The following is a 20,600-nucleotide window of genomic DNA, read 5'->3' as shown; positions in this document are numbered from 1 at the left end:
TTCTACTCTGCAAGAAACCGATCTAGAGAAATGCCATAATCTCTGGGTGATACAGCGCCCTCAATCTCTTCGTGGCTATACTTGCTCAAATCAATGACTTTCACCTCTGTATGAGTATTTGTGGCGGCATTAAAAACCAGCTTAATAATGGGCTGCAAGGGTTTTAGCTCGTTGCGTTCAACCACCACCCCTAGCTTTTTCGATTTTAACTTAACCAGTGTACCTACGGGATAAACCCCCATACAACGGATAAACTTCTCGACGAGTACTTTATCAAACTGCGTGCCTACTCCACTCAGTAAGATACGGAACGCCGCTGTAGGTGGCATACCACTTTTATAAACACGGTCAGCGGTAAGAGCGTCGTAACAATCCACAATGTTGGCCATACGGGTGTAGCTAGACAATTGCTCACCTTTCAGCTTGTTAGGGTAACCTAAGCCGTCTAAACGCTCGTGGTGGTTACTGGCGATCTCCAGCATGATTTTGCTAATGCCTTCCTGCACCTTAAGAATATTATGGCTGTGTACAACATGCTCACGCATGATGACAAATTCGTCGTCGGTGAGTTTGCCAGGTTTATGCAGGATTTCGTCTGGTGTATTGATCTTACCAATGTCGTGTAACATTCCGCCCATCAATAATTGCTTTTGCACCGCCTTGTTCATATCTAATGAACGGCCAAAATACGCCAGTAACATGCCTACATTTAAGGAGTGCTCCATCAAGTATTTGTCTTTGGCCCTGATTTTAGCCAAACACAACATCGCACCACTTTGGTTTTCTAAAGAGTCAATTAAGCCTTCTGCGGCACGCTCCATCGGCTCAATGTCGATGGGTTCGCCTTGTTGTAGCTGCCTAAAAAATTTAGTTTGTAAACTTTTGGCTTCGTTAAACAACTTTTTGGCGGCAAGCTTTTCGCTTTCGCCGCTAAGTTTTTTAACCTTACTACTCGCGGAGTTAATTTCGGTGGTTTTTGGTTGGGAACTATCATCTTCAAAAACGCTACGAGACCAATCTACCGACACCACTTTTACCCCTTTGCGTTTAAGTAACTTTACTTGTTCGGCTTGGGTAATTCGGCCTGATTGGGCTACGCTGGTTTTTCCAGATTGACTGGTAATAGAGACCACATACATGCCTTTTTTTAAGGCATCAATCTCGATAGTTCGAATATCGGTTTTTGGGCTCGTCATACGGCTCAGTCATCACTCATATAAATACTATGTTCTTCCCTGAAGCAGGATTTACAATTACTTAATAATACTAAAGCAAACAAAGAAAATAGCCTGCTCTAAAAGTGTAGATTGTTATCGCTATCAAAAAAGGGGAACAAAATGTAAATTCTTTAACAAGTTTAATCAACTTGAGAATTAGAAAAATTTAGGTATTCAGCCGCTAGTTGTTGAATTTTTTCCCTATCTTTCTCTGAGAATCCTTGTTTTCTTGGCTCTAGGGATGAAAAGTTAAGGGTACCGACGATACAATCATCAATCAAAAGTGGCGTGCCTATATAGCTTTCTAAGTGCATAGCTTGGTAACAAGGATGTAAACACATCTCGGTCATTGCCCCTACTTGATGATAGGCCATTATTTGGGCTTTGCTAACTACATCAGCACAATAGGTCATATCCACTGGAAACTCGTCACCCGCTTTAACTAAATCTAGGCTGGAGTATGCGGCCAACACTTCATAACGGTTGTCTTGAATACGGCTAATAATGCCAAGTTGCATATCGAAGGATTGAGCTGCGGTTTTTAACCAATTTTGTAAATCCATGTTGCTCTCCTCAAATAAGAGTCAATTCCCTTATTTTGATTATTGTCATTTTAGCGTAGCTTTACTTGTTGTTTCAATGACGCTTAGTATACTTCGGCTTATGCAATCTCTCGATCTGTGGCGACTCATTATCTTCGCCAGTTTATTAATTCTTTTTATGCTGCTAGAAGTCTTCTGGCCTAGGCATACTCGGGTTATTTCTCGCAAACAACGTTGGCCAGCCAATTTAAGCTTAATAATGATTAATGGCTTAGTGATTAAACTGATTTTTCCCATCGGAACACTAGCCCTCGCCCATTGGGTCGCTCAAGACCAGTTTGGTTTACTCAATCAACTCCCCTTATCTCCTTACTTAAGCATTCCCATAGCCATTGTATTGCTAGATTGCGCCATTTATTGGCAACACCGTTTATTTCACGCTATACCGCTGCTATGGCGGGTACATCGCATGCACCATGTCGACCCCGATTACGATGTTAGCTTAGGCCTGCGCTTTCATCCCATTGAAATAGTGCTATCAATGCTGATTAAACTTGGCTTTATTGTGTTGCTGGGTGTGCCAGTAATGGCGGTATTTTTGTTTGAAGTCATCCTTAACGGCATGGCGATGTTTAATCACAGCAACTTAAAACTGCCGCTTAAGTTAGATGCCGTTGTCAGAAAACTACTGGTCACTCCTGATATGCACCGGGTACACCATTCGCGGTTTCGCCATGAACACAATGCAAACTACGGCTTTAACCTTTCCATTTGGGACCGCCTGTTTAATAGCTATGTGGCACAGCCTCAGCAAGGCCATTCTGGTTTGCGTTTTGGTTTAAGCCATTGGCCAAAGGCTGAGGATAACCAACAACTTAGCGGTTTACTTAGCCTGCCTTTTCGTTCTGCTAATAAAAAATAATCCTCTACAAAATACTGTCGACACCATGCGCTAGTTGTTCACTGGTGAGAGTTTCATTTTGCTGCTATATTTCAGCTCCGCTTGAGTAAGGACACAGAGATGTATAGCAGCTTATTAATGATTTTAGGTGCATTAATTGTAGGGTATGTCATTCCTGTAAAACATCCCGCCATTTTGGCCTCTGTTCGCCGACTAAGTAGCTGGATGTTGTACCTGATCTTGTTTTTAATGGGTTACGGCTTAGCCTTTATCGAGAATCTTGGGCAAAACATTGTTCAGTTATTTAGCCAAGCAGCCACCTTAGTCGGCTTGCTATTGGTGTTCAACCTTTCTACTTTGTATTTTGTGGGCCGCTACTTAGCCATGCCTAAGGCTGAGCCTCAACATCGAAAAAACAATAGCAAGTTGGCCATGTTTAAAGAACCGCTAGTGCTGATTGCATTATTAGTGGTTGGTTTATTAGCAGGCATAAGCTACCAACAAACCCTACCTGCTCAATCAGTATTGGCAGAATACGCCTTAATCATCTTAATCTTTTGCATCGGTATTGAGCTGCGCAGTGCTGGCATTAGCTTGCGTCAATTAGTACTCAATCGGCGTGGTTTAATTATTGCGCTAGTGGTAGTGGCTAGTTCACTGCCTGCAGGCGCACTCACCGCTTACTTATTTGATTTGCCACTAAATATAGGTTTAGCCATGAGCAGCGGATTTGGCTGGTACTCTTTATCGGGTGCATTGCTGAGCAAAGCCACAACACCACTGATTGGCAGCACCGCTTTCTTTGCTGATTTGAGTAGAGAGTTAATAACCTTGCTGCTTATTCCCAGTTTAATGCAGCGCTCGCCAGCGGCGACTATCGGTTACGCCGGCGCAACCGCCATGGACTTTTCATTGCCTATGCTACAACGCGCGGGAGGCAACCAATTAGTGCCTGCCGCCATCGCTAGCGGCTTTATCTTGAGCCTACTCTGCCCAGTAATGATTTTACTGCTAGTGAACCTAGCCTAGCGCTTAATGCCTATTAGCGCTGTTAACTGGGGCATAGTGATTAATCGTCAGATGTGGAATAGTCACCAATGGCTTTATCTAGTAGCTTTAGGTCTTCTGGGTAATCATGGCTTAATTGAAGTATCCAATCTTCTACGTTATCCCACCAAGCCGGTAACTCTGGCGATTGAATCTTATTGGCTAAACGTTGGATCCTCGCTAAGCCAATAGACCCTGCCGCACCTTTAATTTTGTGCGCTTCCGAGGCAATACCATCTTGGTCTTTGGCAAATAAATTGCTTTCTAAGATTTTCATGTAATCAGGCATCACCTGCTTAAACAGGTTAATACTATCGTTCAGCACTTTCACCCCAATGGTATCGCAAAACTGCTCCACCAAATCTAAATCAAGTATCGGTAATGAGCTACGGCTCAAGGCTTGCTTAGGGCTGATAACTTCTTCGACGGCGGCTTCTTCACCAATCGCAAATACCTGATTAAAACAATGCACCACTGCATTTTGGTTAATGGGCTTGTGAATCACATCTACCATGCCGGCTTTAGCAAACTCATTTTTGCTGTTTACAACATTAGCCGTTAGCGCGACCAATGGCGGCAAATCTGCTGCCTGATATTGCTGCTGCCATTGCTTGGCAATATCAAAACCGGTCATATCAGGCAATTGAATATCGAGTAAAACCAAGTCAAACATGTCTGGTTCAAAGGCCGCTAGCGCTTCTTTACCGGTCATGGCAACCACGACATAGTGGCCAAGTTTCTCTAGCAGTGCTTTAGCAATAGTGACGTTTAGCTCTACGTCTTCCACTAGCAAAATTTCTAATGGTGGATGATCAATTTGTTCCGCTTCATCGGGAATCGCGTCAAGCTTCACCACTAAACTCACGGTAAAACAAGAGCCTTCTCCCTCATAGCTCGTCACAGAAATATCTCCGCCCATAGCCCGAACCAGTTGGCGCGACACTGACAAACCAATCCCTGTACCAGTGGCCGATTTGCTGCCTTCTACCTGATAGTACATGGCAAAAATTTGTTCTAATTGATCTTCAGGAATACCCGGCCCTGTATCTCGAATACTAATATCTAGCTGTACCTGTTGCTCATCCACTGCCTGTGCTTTAACGGTAAGCTCAACCTCACCTTTTTCAGTAAACTTCACGGCATTATGCGTAAGGTTCCACAATACTTGGCGCAAGCGGGTTGGGTCCCCCACGATGCTTGAGGGGATAGGGCCGATTTGTTCAAACACAAAATCGAGGCCTTTGCTTTGCAACTGCATCTCGGTCAAAGTTTCGATATCAGTGACCAGAGCTTTAAAGTCCATAGGTTCTAACGAAACCGCAAAACGGCGACGGTCGAGCTTATCTAAATCAATAATATCGTTGAAAATATTCCCTAAGGTGGTGGCACTAAGCAAAATAGTATTTACATGTTTGCGCTGCGCATCATCGAGCGGGGTGTCGAGTAACATTTGGCTTAAACCCACAACACCGTTTAATGGCGTACGTAGTTCATGACTCAGTGTTGAGATAAACTGGGTTTTGTCGCGGTTGGCTTTTTCAATATTAGCCTGATGGGCCATGCGCTCGGTAATATCGCGACCAAAACCCAGTAAGCCTAAGCGATTACCGTTGCGCCCATAAAACGGTACTTTACGCAGCTCAAAAAAGGCTTTGCGGCCATCAGGGTACTCCAGCCATTGTTCGTAAGTAAGCTGCTCATCGTTATCAAACACTTGATGGTCGGTTTCGACAATTTTATCGGCGATATCTTCTGGATAAACGTCATAAGGGGTTAAACCGATGAGCTTTTTCTCCGAGCGCCCTACTAGCTGCTCTAACGCTAAGTTACAGCCAGAAAACTGACCTTGTTCATTTCGGTAATAGACTAAGTCTGGCGAGCTATCAATAAAGCTGCGCAGCAAAGCGGAGTGCTCTTCTAACTCTTGCTGAGCTTGTTGGCGTTGCTTAACCTCTTGCTCAAGGTTGCGAATGGCTTGGCCACGTGCCGCTTCCGCTTTTTCGCGCTCATCAATTTCATTGTTAAGCTGGCTAATGTTGGCTTTAAGCTTATTGGTTAGCTGTAAATCACGCGCCCGCATTTTCTCTAATTTGCGGATCATCTTACTTAAGCGCTGCCGTGAGTCCTCAATTTGCTCCACCACCACCGACATAAAAAACACCGCCCAAGGAGTAATAATCAAACCAAAAAACACCGAGCGAATAAGATCCACCGCCGAAACTTGTCCGGTAAGCGCAAAGGTCACACTCATTTGTATCGCTAAGGCGACCAAAATAACCGCGCTGGCTAAGCTGATGCTAAATTTAACAATGCCGAGTCGAGATAATAGATGAACATAATAAGTGGCTAAGTTCTTAAGAGGCGTCATTCCAGCCGATTCCTTTTCTTACAGACAGTAACCAAGGCTACTGACATCAAATCCATAGGATAAAGATGGTTAATATTAAACTAGGTTTTATGGTATAACAGCCCATCTTTTTTTCGAGTAAACCCAATGCGCTAAGTGAGTTGCCTTGCGCATTAAGCCTGTGGAGTACTAAGTGCATGTCTACTGTAATGCCTGACATAGCGAATTCAAGCCGCGCCCAAACCGAAGGTAAATTGGATTGGGTAGGCATGAGTCAAATTGAAATGCCGATTATGTTGGCATTTGAAGACCAAGCGCCTAGTCGCGTTAGTGCTCACATTGAAGCCTTTGTTAGCTTGGATGACCCACAGGCGAAAGGCATTCATATGTCGCGCCTTTATTTGATACTGGATCAACTGTCTAACCAAGACGTATTGGATTATGCGGGATTGGGCCACGTTTTGGATCAGTTTATTGAGAGTCATCAAGAATTAAGTGACCAGGCGCAAGTTAGCTTCAAATTTGACTACCACCTGCGTCGACAATCTTTACTGTCGGGCAAAACGGGTTGGAAAGCCTACCCTACCCAAATAAAAGCCACTCGCCGCCAAGGCCTTACTGATATTGAGTTATCAGTAGAAGTTCCTTATTCATCCACCTGCCCGTGTTCGGCGGCCTTGTCTAGACAACTCATTCAAGAAGCCTTTGCCGACAAATTTGGTAAGCAACAGGTATCTGGCGAAGCAGTACATCAATGGCTAGGCAGTAGCGAAGGCATAGTAGCCACGCCTCACAGCCAGCGCAGTATTGCTCAAATCAAAGTGAAGCTAAGTGAACAAGCCAGTGACTTGCCGCTCATTAGCTTAATTGATGCGGTAGAAAACAGCCTAAAAACGCCGGTACAAGCGGCTGTTAAACGTGAAGACGAACAAGAGTTTGCTCGCCTAAATGGGCAAAATTTAATGTTTTGTGAAGATGCGGCTCGCCGCTTACAACACACCCTAAATCAAACTCAAGACATCGCCGATTTTTGGGTACGAGTGAATCACTTAGAAAGCTTACATGCACATGACGCAGTGAGTGTAGTCACTAAAGGCATTGCCCAAGGTTACCTGGCTTACTAAAACAACAAAGGCATTTCTATTTGAAATGCCTTTGTTACTTCACTGACTAAGTGAGTGATTAAGTGCTGGGTAAGCTCTCACTACAACTGTCTCCAACGCTACAATACCTTGCCTTACCTTGGTGTTTAGCCCGATACAATTGCAAGTCTGCCACTCTTACTAGCTCGCCATAATCCATACCTTGTTCAGGTATTGCCGTGGCCACCCCTATGCTCACGGTAACAATCTCTTTTGCTTCCGAATACTCATGAGGAATTTTTGCTTCAGCCATAAACTTAAGCACATTTTCGGCGATGTTTCTCGCTCCCTCGGCACCGGTGTGAGGCAGTAAAATAGCAAACTCTTCGCCGCCGTAACGCGCCACTAAGTCTGAGCCACGTTTTACCGAGCGGCTAATCAGTTTAGCTACTTGGCGCAGCGCTTCATCACCTTGCTGGTGACCATAATTATCGTTGTATTGTTTGAAGCAATCGATATCAAGTAATAGCAAGCTTAACTCAAGGTTCTCGCGGCGATGAGTCAGCCAAAGTTGGCTGAGTTTTTCATCAAAACTTCGGCGGTTAGCCACCTGAGTTAGGCTGTCGATAAAGCTTAATTCTTGCAACTGCATAATCGCATCAGCCAGTTGCTGCTCTGTGGCTTTACGCTCGGTAACATCACGCGTGATGAAGATAATCCCGCGTTCGCCACTCACATCATCAAAGTAAGGGCCTTTAATCACCTCGTACCAAATTTGATGGCCATCATCTAGATACACCAACTCTTCGTAACGGATTGGTTTTCCATCAGTCAAAATTTGGCTATTTTGGTGTTGGTGTTGCTCTAGCTGTTCTTCGCTCAGCACTTCGGTAATGTGTTTACCCAGTAAATCGTCACTGGTGTAGTTAAACATTTTAGCGAACGGTTCATTACCACCAATAAAGTGGCCTTTGTCATCAATAAAACCGAGTGGATCGGGAGTAGAATTAAATACCGTGCGAATCAGGTTGTTTTGTCGCCCTAATTCCCGCTCTGAACTCACCCGGTTTTGGTTTTCTTGTTCTAACTTACGGTTTAACTCATGCCACTTAGTCACGTCGTAAGAAACGTTCAGCACACCGGTCACTTCGTCTTGTTGATTACGCAGCGGATAAACATGGTTTTGTAATAAAATTTGTCGGCTATCGGGGGCACTAAACCACTCGGTGTGTTGGCATTGTTCTCCGGCGAGAACTTGTCGATCGTAATGCTGAGTACGCTCTAACTCGTTACGGGTTAAAAAATCACTCAAGCGCTTTCCAGCCAGCTCTCCGGGTTTTAAGCCATGAAAACCCGCCCAAGCTTGGTTACAACCGAGTAAGCGCTCGTTAGCGTCTTTAAAATAAATGAACTCGGGGATAGAGTTAAGTACGTTAGCAAACAGCTTTTGCTCTTGCTCGATACGGTTTAAGTAAGAATATCCTTGAGCATTTTCGTATGCATTAATAAACCATACTTCGCGACCTTGATGCTGTTGCAGCACTGCATAAAGCAGCAATACTTTAGGCTGGTCGTTTAAAGTAACCAACCAGTTTACCCCTTCAACGTCGCCTTTAGCCTTAAAGGGCCGCATCACGGCAAGTAGCTGCTCTAGATGTTCCGGATCGGAAAACTGCCAATTATTGCCGTTATTTGAGAGTAACAACAACTCGCAAAAACGCGGATTGGCAAACTTCACTTGTTTGGCATGAAGATCGAGAATTAACTGAGCCGCGGGCGACTTTTCCATGGCAGCGCGCTGGGCAGACACCTTCCTGCGAGACAGTGCCCACATAACAATAACCACCACCAGCAATACGCTAAGTAAGGCGATAGTGGCTTGCATCCAGATTTCTGGATAAAAACTTCCTTGCATTGATTGTCCGTATATTTTGCAACCGCAGCTACTTTACCCGATTATATTACTTAAGAAAATAATCATTTACTAAACAGGTAATTAGCTCACATTCACGAACAAAAATTTGCTTAAAGAGAACTGCCTTGTGAACCTTCTTCGGCCAGTTTTTTAGCAATGTCGGTTAGCGCTAACCATTTGTTTTCACACCAACTTGGCGCGAGTAACATGGGTGGACGAGCATGCGCACTGACCCGATGGTAAACCACATCGGTAGGTGTATGGCGAATCAAACGAACGGCTTGCTCAATGTACTCTTGATGACCCAAGGTCGTTAAACGCCCAGCACGCCACGCTTTCGCCATAGTGCTGCCCTCTACAACATGGAGCGGGTGTAACTTAATACCAGCGATTTGCTCACCCAGCACAGCATTCAATGTCTGCATATAGTGCTCAGGCCCTTCGCCCGGCAACCCTAAAATAAGGTGTGCACACACTTTTAAACCATGATGATGAGCGCGCGCTACGGCTTGTTGAAACACGGCAAAATCGTGGCCTCGATTAATTCGCTTTAAGGTCTCATCATGTGCGGTTTGCACACCCAGCTCTAGCCACACTTCTTTACCTTGGGCTTGGTATTCAGCCAGCATTTCCAGCACAGCTTCTGGCACACAGTCAGGTCGAGTACCAATGCACAAGCCCACCACAGAGTCGTCAGCCAAAGCCTGTTGATACATGCTTCGCAAATATTCTACTTCTGCATAAGTGCTGGTATAAGCTTGAAAATAAGCCAGATAACGAATGTCTTTATGCTTTAGCTCAGCTTTGCGCGCATCCAGTTGTTCGCCAATTGGCATCATTTGCTGTTCGGGTTTAACAAAAGCATCTACGTTGCAAAAAGTACAACCGCCCTTGCCAATGCTGCCGTCACGATTAGGGCAGGTAAAATCACCATCCACACTTAACTTACGCACCTTGCCACCAAAGCGTTGCTTAAGATGACGCCCTAAAGTGTTTACATATAAATCTAATTGCACAACAATCACTTACTCAAAATCGCTGAAACCAGCCTTAAAAAACCGCCGCCAGTCTACTGTGTGGGCCACTAAGCTGCGCCGCTTTAGATCAAGAGAGGGTAAGATTTAAGCACTATTTTGCTGCCGCTAAGCTGTTATACTACGCGCCGCCAATTTAGCACTTAGGATTGCCCATGAGCCCCCCATCATCAGTTGAAGAAAACAGCCGTCTCACCACTAAACAGCGTTACCAGCAGTTTATTGAGCAGGCCCGTAAAACCCAGCAAGTTTGGACCTTAAGCGACGAACAAGGCTGCCTAATCATTGAAACCGGTGACGAGAAAGTATTGTTGCTATGGAGCGAACAAACACTAGCCGAGCACTGGGCCAGCAAAGATCATTCAAGCTTTAACGCCTTAGCGATATCTTTGAGTGACTTAACTGAAAAATGGCTACCAGGTATGGCCAACGACGGTTTTGATTTAGCAGTAGCGCCTAGCTTTGCTGGCGAAGGCACCATTGTTGCGCCGCTAGATTTAGCCGATGAGCTTAGCAGTGGAAAAATCAAATAAGCCGAGCATTTAAAAGCGCTTAAGTCTACTAAGCAGTTTTTTTAGCTAGTACTTAGGTGTAGAATCTTCGGCTCAAAATTGTTTACGCCCATCAGGGTACAGAAATACAAACAGGTTAAATTATGACAACAACGGTTAATCCATTAATAGAAGATCTTAAGGCGCGCGGTTTAGTTGCTCAATGCACAGCCGATGAAGAACTGGCCGAACACCTTTCTTGTGGAGCCCGCACCCTGTATTGTGGTTTTGACCCTACAGCCGACAGCCTGCACATTGGTAGCCTAGTCCCTTTGCTTATGCTTAAGCGCTTCCAACTTGCTGGTCACAAACCGCTTGCCTTAGTAGGCGGCGCTACCGGTCTGATTGGCGACCCAAGCTTTAAAGCCGCTGAGCGTAAGCTTAATAGCGACGACATTGTGACTAACTGGGTAAGCAAGTTACAAAAGCAAGTTAGCCAGTTTATTGAATTTAGCGAGCAAGCTAACTCAGCGAAAGTGATCAACAATCTAGATTGGATTGGTAAAGTTAACGTTATCGACTTCATGCGTAACGTGGGCAAGCACTTCAGTGTAAATACCATGATCAAGAAAGAATCGGTGAAACAACGTATCGACCGTGATGAATCAGGTATCTCGTTCACTGAATTTAGCTACATGTTGCTTCAGTCATACGACTTTGCCGAGCTGAGCGATAAAGAAGCCACCACCTTACAAATTGGCGGTTCTGACCAATGGGGCAACATTACCGGCGGTATCGACCTAGCGCGCCGCATGTACGGCAACAAGGTATATGGTTTAACCATGCCGCTAGTCACTAAAGCTGACGGCACAAAATTTGGTAAAACCGAAACCGGTACTATTTGGTTAGACCCAGCACGCACCTCGCCTTACGCGTTTTACCAATTCTGGATTAACTCTGCTGATGCCGACGTTTACTCATTCTTACGCTACTTCACCTTTATTGATGTTGCTGAGATTGCTGAAATTGAAGCGCGAGATAAAGCCGCTCAAGGTCGTCCAGAAGCCCAAGGCATATTGGCGAAAGAAGTGACTCGCATTGTTCACGGCGAAGAAGGTTTAGCCTCTGCAGAGCGCATTACTCAAGCCCTGTTCTCTGGTGACTTAGCCTCTCTTAGCGAATCAGATCTAGAGCAACTGGCTCAAGATGGCCTGCCAAGTACTAAGCTTGAACAAAGCGAAACTGGTTTAGTAGAGCTACTTACAATGGCTGACTTAGCTAAATCAAACAAAATGGCGCGTGAGTTTATTGGTAACGGCGCGGTATCGGTGAACGGTGAGAAGCTCACCGACCCACAACTTACTTTGCAAGCCAGCGATGCTCTTTACGGTAAATACTCAGTAGTTAAGCGCGGTAAAAAACTATTCGGTTTGGTGATTTGGGCTAACTAAGACGTTAATCGCTAACTGCTAACTAAAAGGCCAGCTATTTGTAATAGCTGGCCTTTTTTACATCTCGTGTTTATCAAAAAGCATAACCTTTCAATCTTTTCATAAACCATCTTCTGTTCCACCACAAAATAGATCAACCAATTAAAATAAATGTTAACCAGTTTGCAGATTAATTGCCAAATAACTGGCAGAATTGGTTTACACATTTTAACTGTATGAGCCAACATGCTTTTTAGAAACACCGCCTTAATTGTCGCCACCAGCTTATTGTTTACTGTTCAAGCCAAAGACTGGGCTGACTACCCAGTGCCAGCCGATCCCGGCTTTGGTAATACTTGGGAACTAGTTGAAGCCTTCTCTGATGATTTTAATTACCAGGGTAAAAACCAACAATTTAGCGATAAATGGAATGATCACTATCACAATGCCTGGACCGGCCCTGGTTTAACCGAATGGAGCTCGGCCCATTCTGATATTGTAGATGGAAAACTGGTTATCAAAGCCGCCAGAAAACCCAATACCGATAAAGTACACTTAGGCGTAGTAACCTCAAAAACGCCTATTATCTATCCTGTTTATATGGAAGCAAAAGTTAAAGTAGCCAACCAAGTATTATCATCTAACTTTTGGTTACTTAGCCCTGATGACAAACGAGAGCTTGATATTCTGGAGATATACGGTAGCGATCGTGCCAATCACCACAAGCATTCTCGGCATGCAAATACCAACTATCATGTCTTTATTCGCGATGAAGAAAGCAACTTGATCATTAAAGACGTAGGCTCTCAGCAGCATCACTTTCTGCCTACAGAAGCGCCTTACCGCGACAACTTTCATCGCTTTGGCGCCTATTGGATAGATCCTTGGAATGTTGAGTTTTATATCGATGGTCGCTTAGTGCGCCGCCTAACCAAAAGCTCGTTAAAAGATCCCGAAAACCTCGGTTTAGACCGCGAAATGTTTATGATCATTGATATGGAAGATCATGATTGGCGCTCTAGTGTTGGCCACATTGCTAGCGACGCAGATTTAGCCGATGAGACCAAAAACAAAATGTTAGTGGATTGGGTTCGTGTGTACAGTCCCGTTAAGGCAAAACAAGGCGATCAAGCATTAGCGCCAGTCACCTTACCTAGCGAAGCTGCCGGTTTAAATCTTCGACATAGCACCAAATGTTTTGAGATTAGAAATCCACGCTCAGAAAAAGGGGGACGCTATCGCCAGAATTATTGCGATCATCGCAGCCAACAACAAAAATTCAACTTTGTTGAGCAAGCAGCAGAAGACCAGCAAATAAGCATCAACAATGCAGCCAATAACTACTGTGTTGCAGCCCGCGAAGGAAAACAAGACCTGCGTCAGCAAACTTGCGATTCGCAGTCTGCAGCTCAATCTTGGATAGTCACTAACCAAGGGCAACAATGGTTCAGCATTAAAAACCTCGCCACCGGTGAATGTTTAGAGATGGCAAAAGCATCGAAGAAAAACGGTAAGCAACTGTCATTAGGCAGCTGCGACGGTTCAGAACATCAAAGCTTTAAATTTATTCAGTAACTTAGCGGTTGGGCAAATAAACCAGCTCAACCAAAGATCCCTTTTATAGATAGGTCGTTCATGAAGAATTATCAGATGTACATTAACGGGACTTGGCTTGATGCCAATTCTGGCGCGCGTGTTGAGGTGATCAATCCTTCAACTGAAGAAGTGATTGCAACCGTCGCCAATGGCGATGAATCCGATGCAGAACTCGCTATGAGTGCAGCGGTGGCAGCGCAAAAGCAATGGCGAAAACTGCCGGCACGTAAACGTGCTGAAAAGCTGTTAGATCTAGTAGCTGAAATAAAAGCCCATCGCGACGAGCTAGCCAAGTTACTCGTGACCGAGCAAGGTAAGCTACTTAAAGTCGCCCGTATGGAAGTAGATGTAACCTGCTCGTTCATCGAATATGCCTGCGAATGGGCACGCCACATTGAAGGCGACATTGTTGAATCAGATAATCCCGACGAGCATATTTGGATCCACAAGGTTCCGCGTGGAGTAGTGGTAGCCATTACCGCTTGGAATTTCCCGCTAGCCTTGGCTGGGCGAAAAATTGGCCCTGCCTTGGTAGCCGGTAACGCGATTATTGTAAAACCAACCACAGAGACGCCACTGGCCACACTTGAGCTGGCTAAGCTGGCAGATAAAGCCGGATTACCAAAGGGTTTATTAAACGTGGTTACAGGCCCCGGCCGTACCTTGGGCGATGCCTTAGTTCGCCACCCTAATACCAGCATGATTTCAATGACTGGCAGCACCCCTGCTGGCCAAGCCATTGTGCGTGCAGCGTCTGACAACCTTGCTCACGTGCAGTTAGAGCTGGGCGGTAAAGCACCATTTATTGTATTGGAAGATGCCAATATTGATGCCGCGGTAGATGCAGCACTAGGCTCAAGATTTGATAACTGTGGCCAAGTGTGTACCTGTAATGAGCGTTTGTATGTACACCACGCCATTTACGATCAGTTCATGGAAAAATTTGTTGCCAAAGTGAAAGCCATAAAAGTTGGCGATCCGATGCATGAAGATAGCGACATGGGTCCAAAAGTCAGCGCTAAAGAGTTGGCCAATATGGAAGCCATGACCGCTAAAGCTTTAGAAGAAGGTGCAACTTTAGCCTGCGGTGGTAAGCGCTTAACTGGCCCAGGGTTTGAAAAAGGCTACTGGTTTGAACCCACCGTATTTACCAACGTAACGCAAGATATGAGCTTGGTACACGAGGAAATCTTCGGCCCCATTCTTCCGGTGGTCAAATTTAACGATTTTGATCAAGTTGTTGCTTACGCCAATGATTCTGAATATGGCCTTTCGGCAATGATCTTCACCAACAAAATCAAACTGGTAATGGACTTAGTCAACGATTTGGAATGTGGTGAGATTTACGTAAACCGTGGCCACGGAGAACAACATCAAGGCTTCCACAATGGTTACAAACTAAGTGGATCTGGTGGCGAAGACGGCAAATATGGCTTCGAGCAATATCTAGAGAAGAAGACCTTCTATGTAGACTTCTCTAAATAAAAATAGCTTTCCTTAGGAAGGCATTAGAGCAGCTCTGAGTGAATACAACTTAGAGCTGCTCTGTTACCACGGTATACGGAACATTTTAGCTAAAGGCCATAATGGGTCACCAATAACGCCTCCCAAATAAAGAGGATCAACAATGCTCTATATTGGATTTTTTCTTGGCTTGGTTATGTTGTATCTAGCCTATCTAGAGTTACTTGCCCGATGCAGAGCTAAGCATTAGTCCTCATATTGGGTCATTTTCCTCAAACTGCCTTAGCACCCATTCGCCCTAGTTTTATAATATTCGAATGCGTTAATTGATTAACGTAGAGGTTTAAGTGCCTGTTCCAATGATGAAGCAAGGCTAATTTTGACTAAACACTCAATAAAATCCTGCCTTTTGTCTTAAAAAAGTCATAAATCTTACCTAAGCTGCTTGCAGTTCACTGCCTATGTCGGTAACTATGGTTGTATAAAACCATTGGTTGGTTTTAACACATTTTAAGGAATGCTATGCAGATTCGTCCGGTACATATCGAGGACGCGGCAGATATTGCGAGACTAGCAAAACAGCTAGGCTACAATCCATCCGCGCAAACTGTATTACCCAATATTCACGGTATTTTGGAAAACTCCACTCATCAAGCTTTTGTTTACTTAAACGAAGAAGAGCAAATTGTTGGCTGGATACATGTATTTATTGCTCTACGTTTAGGCTCTTTACCCTTTGCCGAAATTGGCGGTATGGTGGTTGATCAAGACTCTCAGCAGCAAGGCATTGGCCGCAGACTGGTTAAACAGTGTCGCCATTGGGCTGCCAGCCATGGCGTAGGAGATATTCGAGTACGCTGTGACACCACTCGTGAGCAAGCTAATCAGTTTTATCAGCACATTGGCTTTAAACAGCGCAAATCACAACGCGTATTTGTGCGCGATCTCTAGCTGTTCCTTACCCCTGCTTGTGGTAATATTCCGCTGATTTTTCCTTTTGATAAAGAGACGGTTATGACTACAGCAATTATTGGTGCTATGGAACAAGAAGTGGTTGCACTTCGTGAATTGATCGACAATTGTGATACCTATAGTTTTGCTGGTTGTGAGTTCTACAGCGGTGAAATAAACCAGCACCCAGTGGTTGTAACTCGTTCAGGTATTGGCAAAGTAGCTGCCGCCATTGCCACCACTGTATTACTGCAACGCTACCAGCCAACCCAAGTGATTAACACTGGTTCTGCTGGCGGCTTTGACCCCTCATTAAAAGTAGGTGACGTAGTTATTTCCGATGAACTGCGTTACCACGATGTAGACTTAACTGCATTTAGCTATGAAATGGGTCAACTCCCTGCTAACCCAGCTGCCTATAAAGCCGACGCGAAATTAATTGAGGTAGCTGAACAAGCCGCCACTCAGCTTTCTGGTCACCAAATTGTTCGCGGACAAATTTGTACTGGCGATATCTTTATGGCCGACCCAGAGCGCGTAGCCAAAGCTCGTGCAGACTTCCCAAAAATGGCAGCAGTTGAAATGGAAGGCGCTGCAATTGCCCAAGTTTGTCATTTGGCCGATGTTCCCTTTGTGGTGATTCGCTCGCTGTCTGATATTGCAGGTAAAGAATCACCATCGTCATTCGATGAGTTTTTAGAAACTGCCGCTAAACACTCAACCGCATTGGTATTGGCCATGTTAGAGAAACTCACTAAATAATGGATGAACACTCCTGGCTGTGGTTAAGCCTAAGTTTACCGTTGTTGGGCATTGCCCTAGAACGTTTGTTACCTGGTCGAGGATTTGGCCAGGTAATGTTATTGATTCGCTGGTTTGGCGAACAACTAGCAAATAAAGTCAATCGCAGTACCAACGGCCCCAAACAACAACGCTTAGCAGGCGCTATTGCCTTGCTCACGGTGTTAACTCCTCTTGCCTTAGGCATTGCCTTATTCAATCAACTTAACCCTCTGAGTGCCTTGTTAGACGCACTATTGCTACTGTGTTTATTACAGTGGCAAGCCCCTATGCATAGCTTTCATCGAATTACCTTGCTACTGAATAAGCAACTACATCAGCAAGCCCGTGGCATTTTAAGGCCTTGGGTATTACGCGATTGTGATGGCTTATCGGCAGTAGGTGTGGCTAAGGCCTCGGCAGAAATGTTGCTACTGAGATTGGCAGCCAATTGGTTTGGCGTGATTTTTTGGTTTATGTTGGGTGGCATTGTGCCAGCCTTAATCTACAGAATAATTAGTGAGTTACACCTAGCCTGGAATCCAAAGCTCTCCCAGTATCGCCAATTTGGCAACAGTGCCAGCCGCTTTTATCAGGCACTGAGCTGGCTGCCTTTTCAGTTATTGGCGCTAATCATTTGTTTTTACGGCAAACTTTCACGTAACAAAGCAGCCTTAAGCCAAGGTTTTCGCTGGCCTTACAGCGCCAGTGGTAAGTTAATTAGCGTGAGTGCTAGCAGCTTACAAAGTGAATTAGGCGGCCCGCGCCACTATCAGCAGCAAAAAGTAGAACAAGCGCGCTTTGGTCCCGCCAAGCAATACCCAGAAGCAGCAGAGCTTGATCGCTTAGCCTTAAAACTCAATATGAGTGCGCTGCTGTTCTTATTGATCTTAAGCCCAATTTACCTTGTTCGTGTTATCTACTTATAAGCGTTTTACTGTCGCAAACTTAGCCCTATTCCTGGCGGCTGTAAGCTTGCTTTTTAGTTCCACCTTGCACGCCAAACCACAACGTATTATTGCCTTAGCGCCACATTTAACCGAGCAAGTTTACGCCCTTGGCGCTGGCGATAGGCTGATTGCCACGGTAGATTACGCAGACTACCCTGAAGCCGCTAAAGCCCTGCCACGCATTGGCAATTATCAATACATCAGCTTAGAAAGCATTATTTCATTGAAACCAGATTTAGTGTTGGTGTGGAAACAAGGCAACCAAGAAAGTTTGGCGCAAAAGCTAAGGGCCTTGAACATTGACGTGTTTGTCTCTCAGCCCAAGCAACTGGCTACGCTACCCAAGCAACTCGCCACGTTAGGCGAAATATTGGGCGAACCAGAAACAGGCCAAAGGCTTAGCCGCTATGCCGAGCAGCAACTGGAACAACTAGCCCAACAGTACCAATCGCAACGCCCTGTGAGTGTGTTTTATCAAATGTGGTACCAGCCATTACGGAGTATTTCTGCCAAAAGCTGGATAGACGATGGTATTCGCTTATGCGGCGGAGAAAACATTATGGCCGAAGCCGTTGCCCCTTACCCGCTGCTATCTGAAGAGTGGGTATTAAGTGCAGATCCTGAAGCCATTATTGTTGCCCAGTGGGAATTTACTCATTCGTGGGATAAATGGCCACAATTGCAGGCGGTAAAACATAGCAACATTTACCAACTAGATCCCGATAAGGCGCATCGCCTCACTCTTCGTACCTTAGAAAGCGTAAACACACTGTGTAGCATGCTAGATAAAACCCGAAAAAAAACCCACTCAGATAAACCGAGTGGGACGAGAGCATATACGAGTGAAGAAAAGTCTTCGTTATAAGTAATGGAAATCTTGTGCCAGCTTTAAGCTAATTTAGCATTCACATAGTCATTCGATAGACACCACCACCCCTAAAGAGGTATTTAGTTATTTATCTTGTTAAATGAGCTGCTGTTTAATCATTCACCAACATTTATTCTTTGGTGACTTTTCCTTAATAAATCTGCGGATTAAGCAACTAAAATCGATATTGCACCAGTACTTATCAAGCTGCGCCAAATTGGCCACCCGCTACGCTGTATCCCTTATAGCTCACGGCTTGCGATGTAGAATCTGGCATTCTCCTCAGCATCTGGCTACAATCGCCGTAATCACTTGTTTGTATGTTGGAAGTAGATTGCAAAGCTTATTACCCAAACGCCACCGCCGAATCTTAATCATTCTCTTTCTTGTAGTAGTGGCTGCTCTTCTTTTCCCTAGCGAGCAAAGTTCTCCCAGTGCCAGCCAGCGCCAAAGCATAGACTTATCTGCAGCATCAACTAATACGCAAAGCGCTGACTCCTTAACGCCGCAAATTATAACCAAAGCTGAGCCGTCTATTGAGCAAATCAAGGTAGCTGAGCAACTTAAAGAAGCGGAGCAACAGCCTAGTGCTAAATCGCCTGAAGTGGAGTCAGTAGCAAAGACTCCGCAACCTAGCCAAGCTGCAGCCACGGAGCTTGTCAAAAACGAACCAGCCCCTGAGGCAAATCCTGAAACACATACCCTTGCATCAGAACAAGGTACACCTTTAACCGCTAAGGCCGTTATCGAGCCAGATTCAAGCGGCGGTGAGGTCAATTTAAATGATGCAGCTGCAGTACTTGAGCAAATTCAGCAAGGCAACGAATTGCATTTAGGCGTACGTTACCCTTTAGAATTAGCCATTAAGTCTGATCAAACGCCACTAGAACAAGAGCACTTTTATACGCTTAAACGCCAAACAGTTAAATCTGGCGATAGCATGGCGTTAATCTTTTCCCGCGTGGGGTTAAGCGCCCGCACCTTGCACAACATTGATCAACTAGGCGGCGAAGCGCGTAAATTACGTACCGTTCACCCCGGTGATACCCTAGATTTTTACCTCGATGACAACGATCAGCTTATCGAATTACATTACCCTCAATCGAAATATCAAACTCTGATCATTGAACGTGACTCACAAGACCAATTTAGCGCCCGCATTGATACCCAAGAGTTAGAAACTAGAACTAACTTTGCTCGTGGCACCATTAACTCAAGTTTTTGGAATGCCGGTATTAGCGCCGAGCTAAGCCAAGGCCAAATAATGGACTTGGCCGCAGTATTTGGTTGGGACATCGATTTTGCCTTAGACATTCGCAAAAATGACAGCTTTATGGTGCTGTTTGAAGAGCTATACGTAGACGGCCAATACGCCGGCAATGGCGATATCATTGCGGCTGAATTTATCAACCAAGGCGATGTGTTTCGAGCTGTTCGTCACGACGATGGCAATTACTACACCCCTGAAGGCCGGCCAATGCGTAAGGCCTTTTTACGCGCTCCTGTTAACTTCAAATACATAAGCTCTAGCTTTAACCCTCGCCGCTTACACCCAGTAACCGGCCGAGTACGCGCTCATAACGGCATCGATTACGCCGCTAAAGTGGGTACGCCGGTACAAGCCGCTGGCGATGGGCGAGTCACCAAATCGGGCTACAGCAAATACAACGGTAATTATGTGTTTATTCAGCACAGTAGCGCTTATGTCACCAAGTACTTGCACTTGCATAAACGTTACGTAAAAACCGGCCAGCGAGTAAAACAGGGCAAGAAAATTGGTACCGTAGGTGCAACAGGCCGAGTAACCGGCCCGCACTTACACTATGAGTTCTTGGTACATGGGGTACATAAAAACCCGCGTACGGTTAAGCTGCCTACCTCTACCCCACTTAAAGGTGAGCAAAAGCAACGCTTTATGCCTATTGCTAAAGCCCGTATTGAACAGCTAGATAATACCAAACGGGTATTACTGGCCATGAACTAGG

General features: G+C 45.1%; 17 protein-coding genes. 12 read left to right on the top strand and 5 right to left on the bottom strand.

Annotated features, from left to right (window positions below; genetic code table 11):
- Positions 1-2: 2 nt before the first annotated feature.
- Entirely contained in the window at positions 3-1,196 is a 1,194-nt protein-coding gene (locus tag Q4549_RS10310; protein WP_303551906.1) for an HD-GYP domain-containing protein, read from the bottom strand.
- Between the two features lie 161 nt (positions 1,197-1,357).
- Positions 1,358-1,780, bottom strand: coding sequence for a GAF domain-containing protein (locus tag Q4549_RS10305; protein ID WP_303512035.1), 423 nt, complete (start codon positions 1,778-1,780; stop codon positions 1,358-1,360).
- A gap of 100 nt (positions 1,781-1,880) precedes the next feature.
- On the opposite strand from Q4549_RS10305, the gene Q4549_RS10300 reads away from it, so the two are divergent.
- The gene (locus tag Q4549_RS10300) at positions 1,881-2,681 is read left to right on the top strand and encodes a sterol desaturase family protein (RefSeq protein WP_303551908.1); all 801 of its coding nucleotides are present in this window, start codon (positions 1,881-1,883) and stop codon (positions 2,679-2,681) included.
- Positions 2,682-2,780: 99 nt separating this feature from the next.
- Entirely contained in the window at positions 2,781-3,689 is a 909-nt protein-coding gene (locus Q4549_RS10295; protein WP_303551909.1) for a lysine exporter LysO family protein, read from the top strand.
- Between the two features lie 40 nt (positions 3,690-3,729).
- Here Q4549_RS10295 and arcB read toward each other — a convergent pair whose 3' ends face one another.
- The gene (gene arcB, locus Q4549_RS10290; RefSeq protein ID WP_303551912.1) at positions 3,730-6,075 is read right to left on the bottom strand and encodes an aerobic respiration two-component sensor histidine kinase ArcB; all 2,346 of its coding nucleotides are present in this window, start codon (positions 6,073-6,075) and stop codon (positions 3,730-3,732) included.
- A gap of 176 nt (positions 6,076-6,251) precedes the next feature.
- Between arcB and folE2 the strand changes: the two genes are divergently transcribed.
- On the top strand, positions 6,252-7,178 hold the full coding sequence (gene folE2, locus Q4549_RS10285) for a GTP cyclohydrolase FolE2 (protein WP_303551915.1): 927 nt from the start codon (positions 6,252-6,254) through the stop codon (positions 7,176-7,178).
- A 58-nt stretch (positions 7,179-7,236) separates the two neighbouring features.
- Here the strand turns inward: folE2 and Q4549_RS10280 are convergent, their stop codons facing one another.
- Both Q4549_RS10280 and Q4549_RS10275 read right to left on the bottom strand, forming a co-directional pair.
- Positions 7,237-9,051, bottom strand: a complete 1,815-nt coding sequence (locus tag Q4549_RS10280) for a diguanylate cyclase (protein ID WP_303551918.1) — start codon at positions 9,049-9,051, stop codon at positions 7,237-7,239.
- 110 nt (positions 9,052-9,161) lie between these two features.
- Positions 9,162-10,067, bottom strand: a complete 906-nt coding sequence (locus Q4549_RS10275) for a TIGR01212 family radical SAM protein (RefSeq protein ID WP_303551922.1) — start codon at positions 10,065-10,067, stop codon at positions 9,162-9,164.
- A 173-nt stretch (positions 10,068-10,240) separates the two neighbouring features.
- On the opposite strand from Q4549_RS10275, the gene Q4549_RS10270 reads away from it, so the two are divergent.
- From Q4549_RS10270 to Q4549_RS10230, 9 genes are all read left to right on the top strand, one after another.
- Complete coding sequence (locus Q4549_RS10270) at positions 10,241-10,618, top strand: DUF2750 domain-containing protein (RefSeq protein ID WP_303551926.1); 378 nt, start codon at positions 10,241-10,243, stop codon at positions 10,616-10,618.
- A 122-nt stretch (positions 10,619-10,740) separates the two neighbouring features.
- Complete coding sequence (tyrS, locus tag Q4549_RS10265) at positions 10,741-12,027, top strand: tyrosine--tRNA ligase (RefSeq protein ID WP_303551930.1); 1,287 nt, start codon at positions 10,741-10,743, stop codon at positions 12,025-12,027.
- A 225-nt stretch (positions 12,028-12,252) separates the two neighbouring features.
- A complete protein-coding gene (locus Q4549_RS10260; RefSeq protein WP_303551932.1) occupies positions 12,253-13,581 on the top strand; it encodes an RICIN domain-containing protein in 1,329 nt (442 codons plus the stop codon).
- Positions 13,582-13,641: 60 nt separating this feature from the next.
- Positions 13,642-15,087 carry an aldehyde dehydrogenase gene (gene aldA / locus Q4549_RS10255; RefSeq protein WP_303551935.1) on the top strand — a complete coding sequence of 482 codons (1,446 nt, stop codon included), beginning with the start codon at positions 13,642-13,644 and terminating at the stop codon, positions 15,085-15,087.
- Between the two features lie 501 nt (positions 15,088-15,588).
- The gene (locus Q4549_RS10250; RefSeq protein ID WP_137673993.1) at positions 15,589-16,017 is read left to right on the top strand and encodes a GNAT family N-acetyltransferase; all 429 of its coding nucleotides are present in this window, start codon (positions 15,589-15,591) and stop codon (positions 16,015-16,017) included.
- A gap of 63 nt (positions 16,018-16,080) precedes the next feature.
- A complete protein-coding gene (gene mtnN, locus Q4549_RS10245; protein ID WP_137673992.1) occupies positions 16,081-16,779 on the top strand; it encodes a 5'-methylthioadenosine/S-adenosylhomocysteine nucleosidase in 699 nt (232 codons plus the stop codon).
- Positions 16,779-17,726 (top strand): cobalamin biosynthesis protein, encoded by a 948-nt coding sequence (locus Q4549_RS10240; RefSeq protein ID WP_137673991.1) that lies wholly within the window; start codon positions 16,779-16,781, stop codon positions 17,724-17,726. Before mtnN ends, Q4549_RS10240 begins: the two co-directional genes overlap by 1 nt.
- A 46-nt stretch (positions 17,727-17,772) precedes the next feature.
- Positions 17,773-18,612 (top strand): cobalamin-binding protein, encoded by an 840-nt coding sequence (locus Q4549_RS10235; RefSeq protein WP_303551937.1) that lies wholly within the window; start codon positions 17,773-17,775, stop codon positions 18,610-18,612.
- A 337-nt stretch (positions 18,613-18,949) separates the two neighbouring features.
- Positions 18,950-20,599, top strand: a complete 1,650-nt coding sequence (locus Q4549_RS10230) for a peptidoglycan DD-metalloendopeptidase family protein (protein WP_303551939.1) — start codon at positions 18,950-18,952, stop codon at positions 20,597-20,599.
- Position 20,600: the final 1 nt, after the last annotated feature.

Source organism: Agarivorans sp. 2_MG-2023 (genome assembly GCF_030548085.1).
Classification (GTDB): domain Bacteria; phylum Pseudomonadota; class Gammaproteobacteria; order Enterobacterales; family Celerinatantimonadaceae; genus Agarivorans.
The sequence above is the reverse complement of the archived record's forward strand: the minus strand, read 5'-3'. Positions and strand labels throughout refer to the sequence as shown.

Excerpts from the sequence above, each read along its gene's own strand:
- Q4549_RS10310 (WP_303551906.1), bottom strand. The coding sequence starts at position 1,196 with ATGACGAGCCCAAAAACCGATATTCGAACTATCGAGATTGATGCCTTA.
- Q4549_RS10305 (WP_303512035.1), bottom strand. The coding sequence starts at position 1,780 with ATGGATTTACAAAATTGGTTAAAAACCGCAGCTCAATCCTTCGATATG.
- Q4549_RS10300 (WP_303551908.1), top strand. The coding sequence starts at position 1,881 with ATGCAATCTCTCGATCTGTGGCGACTCATTATCTTCGCCAGTTTATTA.
- Q4549_RS10295 (WP_303551909.1), top strand. The coding sequence starts at position 2,781 with ATGTATAGCAGCTTATTAATGATTTTAGGTGCATTAATTGTAGGGTAT.
- arcB (WP_303551912.1), bottom strand. The coding sequence starts at position 6,075 with ATGACGCCTCTTAAGAACTTAGCCACTTATTATGTTCATCTATTATCT.
- folE2 (WP_303551915.1), top strand. The coding sequence starts at position 6,252 with ATGTCTACTGTAATGCCTGACATAGCGAATTCAAGCCGCGCCCAAACC.
- Q4549_RS10280 (WP_303551918.1), bottom strand. The coding sequence starts at position 9,051 with ATGCAAGGAAGTTTTTATCCAGAAATCTGGATGCAAGCCACTATCGCC.
- Q4549_RS10270 (WP_303551926.1), top strand. The coding sequence starts at position 10,241 with ATGAGCCCCCCATCATCAGTTGAAGAAAACAGCCGTCTCACCACTAAA.
- tyrS (WP_303551930.1), top strand. The coding sequence starts at position 10,741 with ATGACAACAACGGTTAATCCATTAATAGAAGATCTTAAGGCGCGCGGT.
- Q4549_RS10260 (WP_303551932.1), top strand. The coding sequence starts at position 12,253 with ATGCTTTTTAGAAACACCGCCTTAATTGTCGCCACCAGCTTATTGTTT.
- aldA (WP_303551935.1), top strand. The coding sequence starts at position 13,642 with ATGAAGAATTATCAGATGTACATTAACGGGACTTGGCTTGATGCCAAT.
- Q4549_RS10250 (WP_137673993.1), top strand. The coding sequence starts at position 15,589 with ATGCAGATTCGTCCGGTACATATCGAGGACGCGGCAGATATTGCGAGA.
- mtnN (WP_137673992.1), top strand. The coding sequence starts at position 16,081 with ATGACTACAGCAATTATTGGTGCTATGGAACAAGAAGTGGTTGCACTT.
- Q4549_RS10240 (WP_137673991.1), top strand. The coding sequence starts at position 16,779 with ATGGATGAACACTCCTGGCTGTGGTTAAGCCTAAGTTTACCGTTGTTG.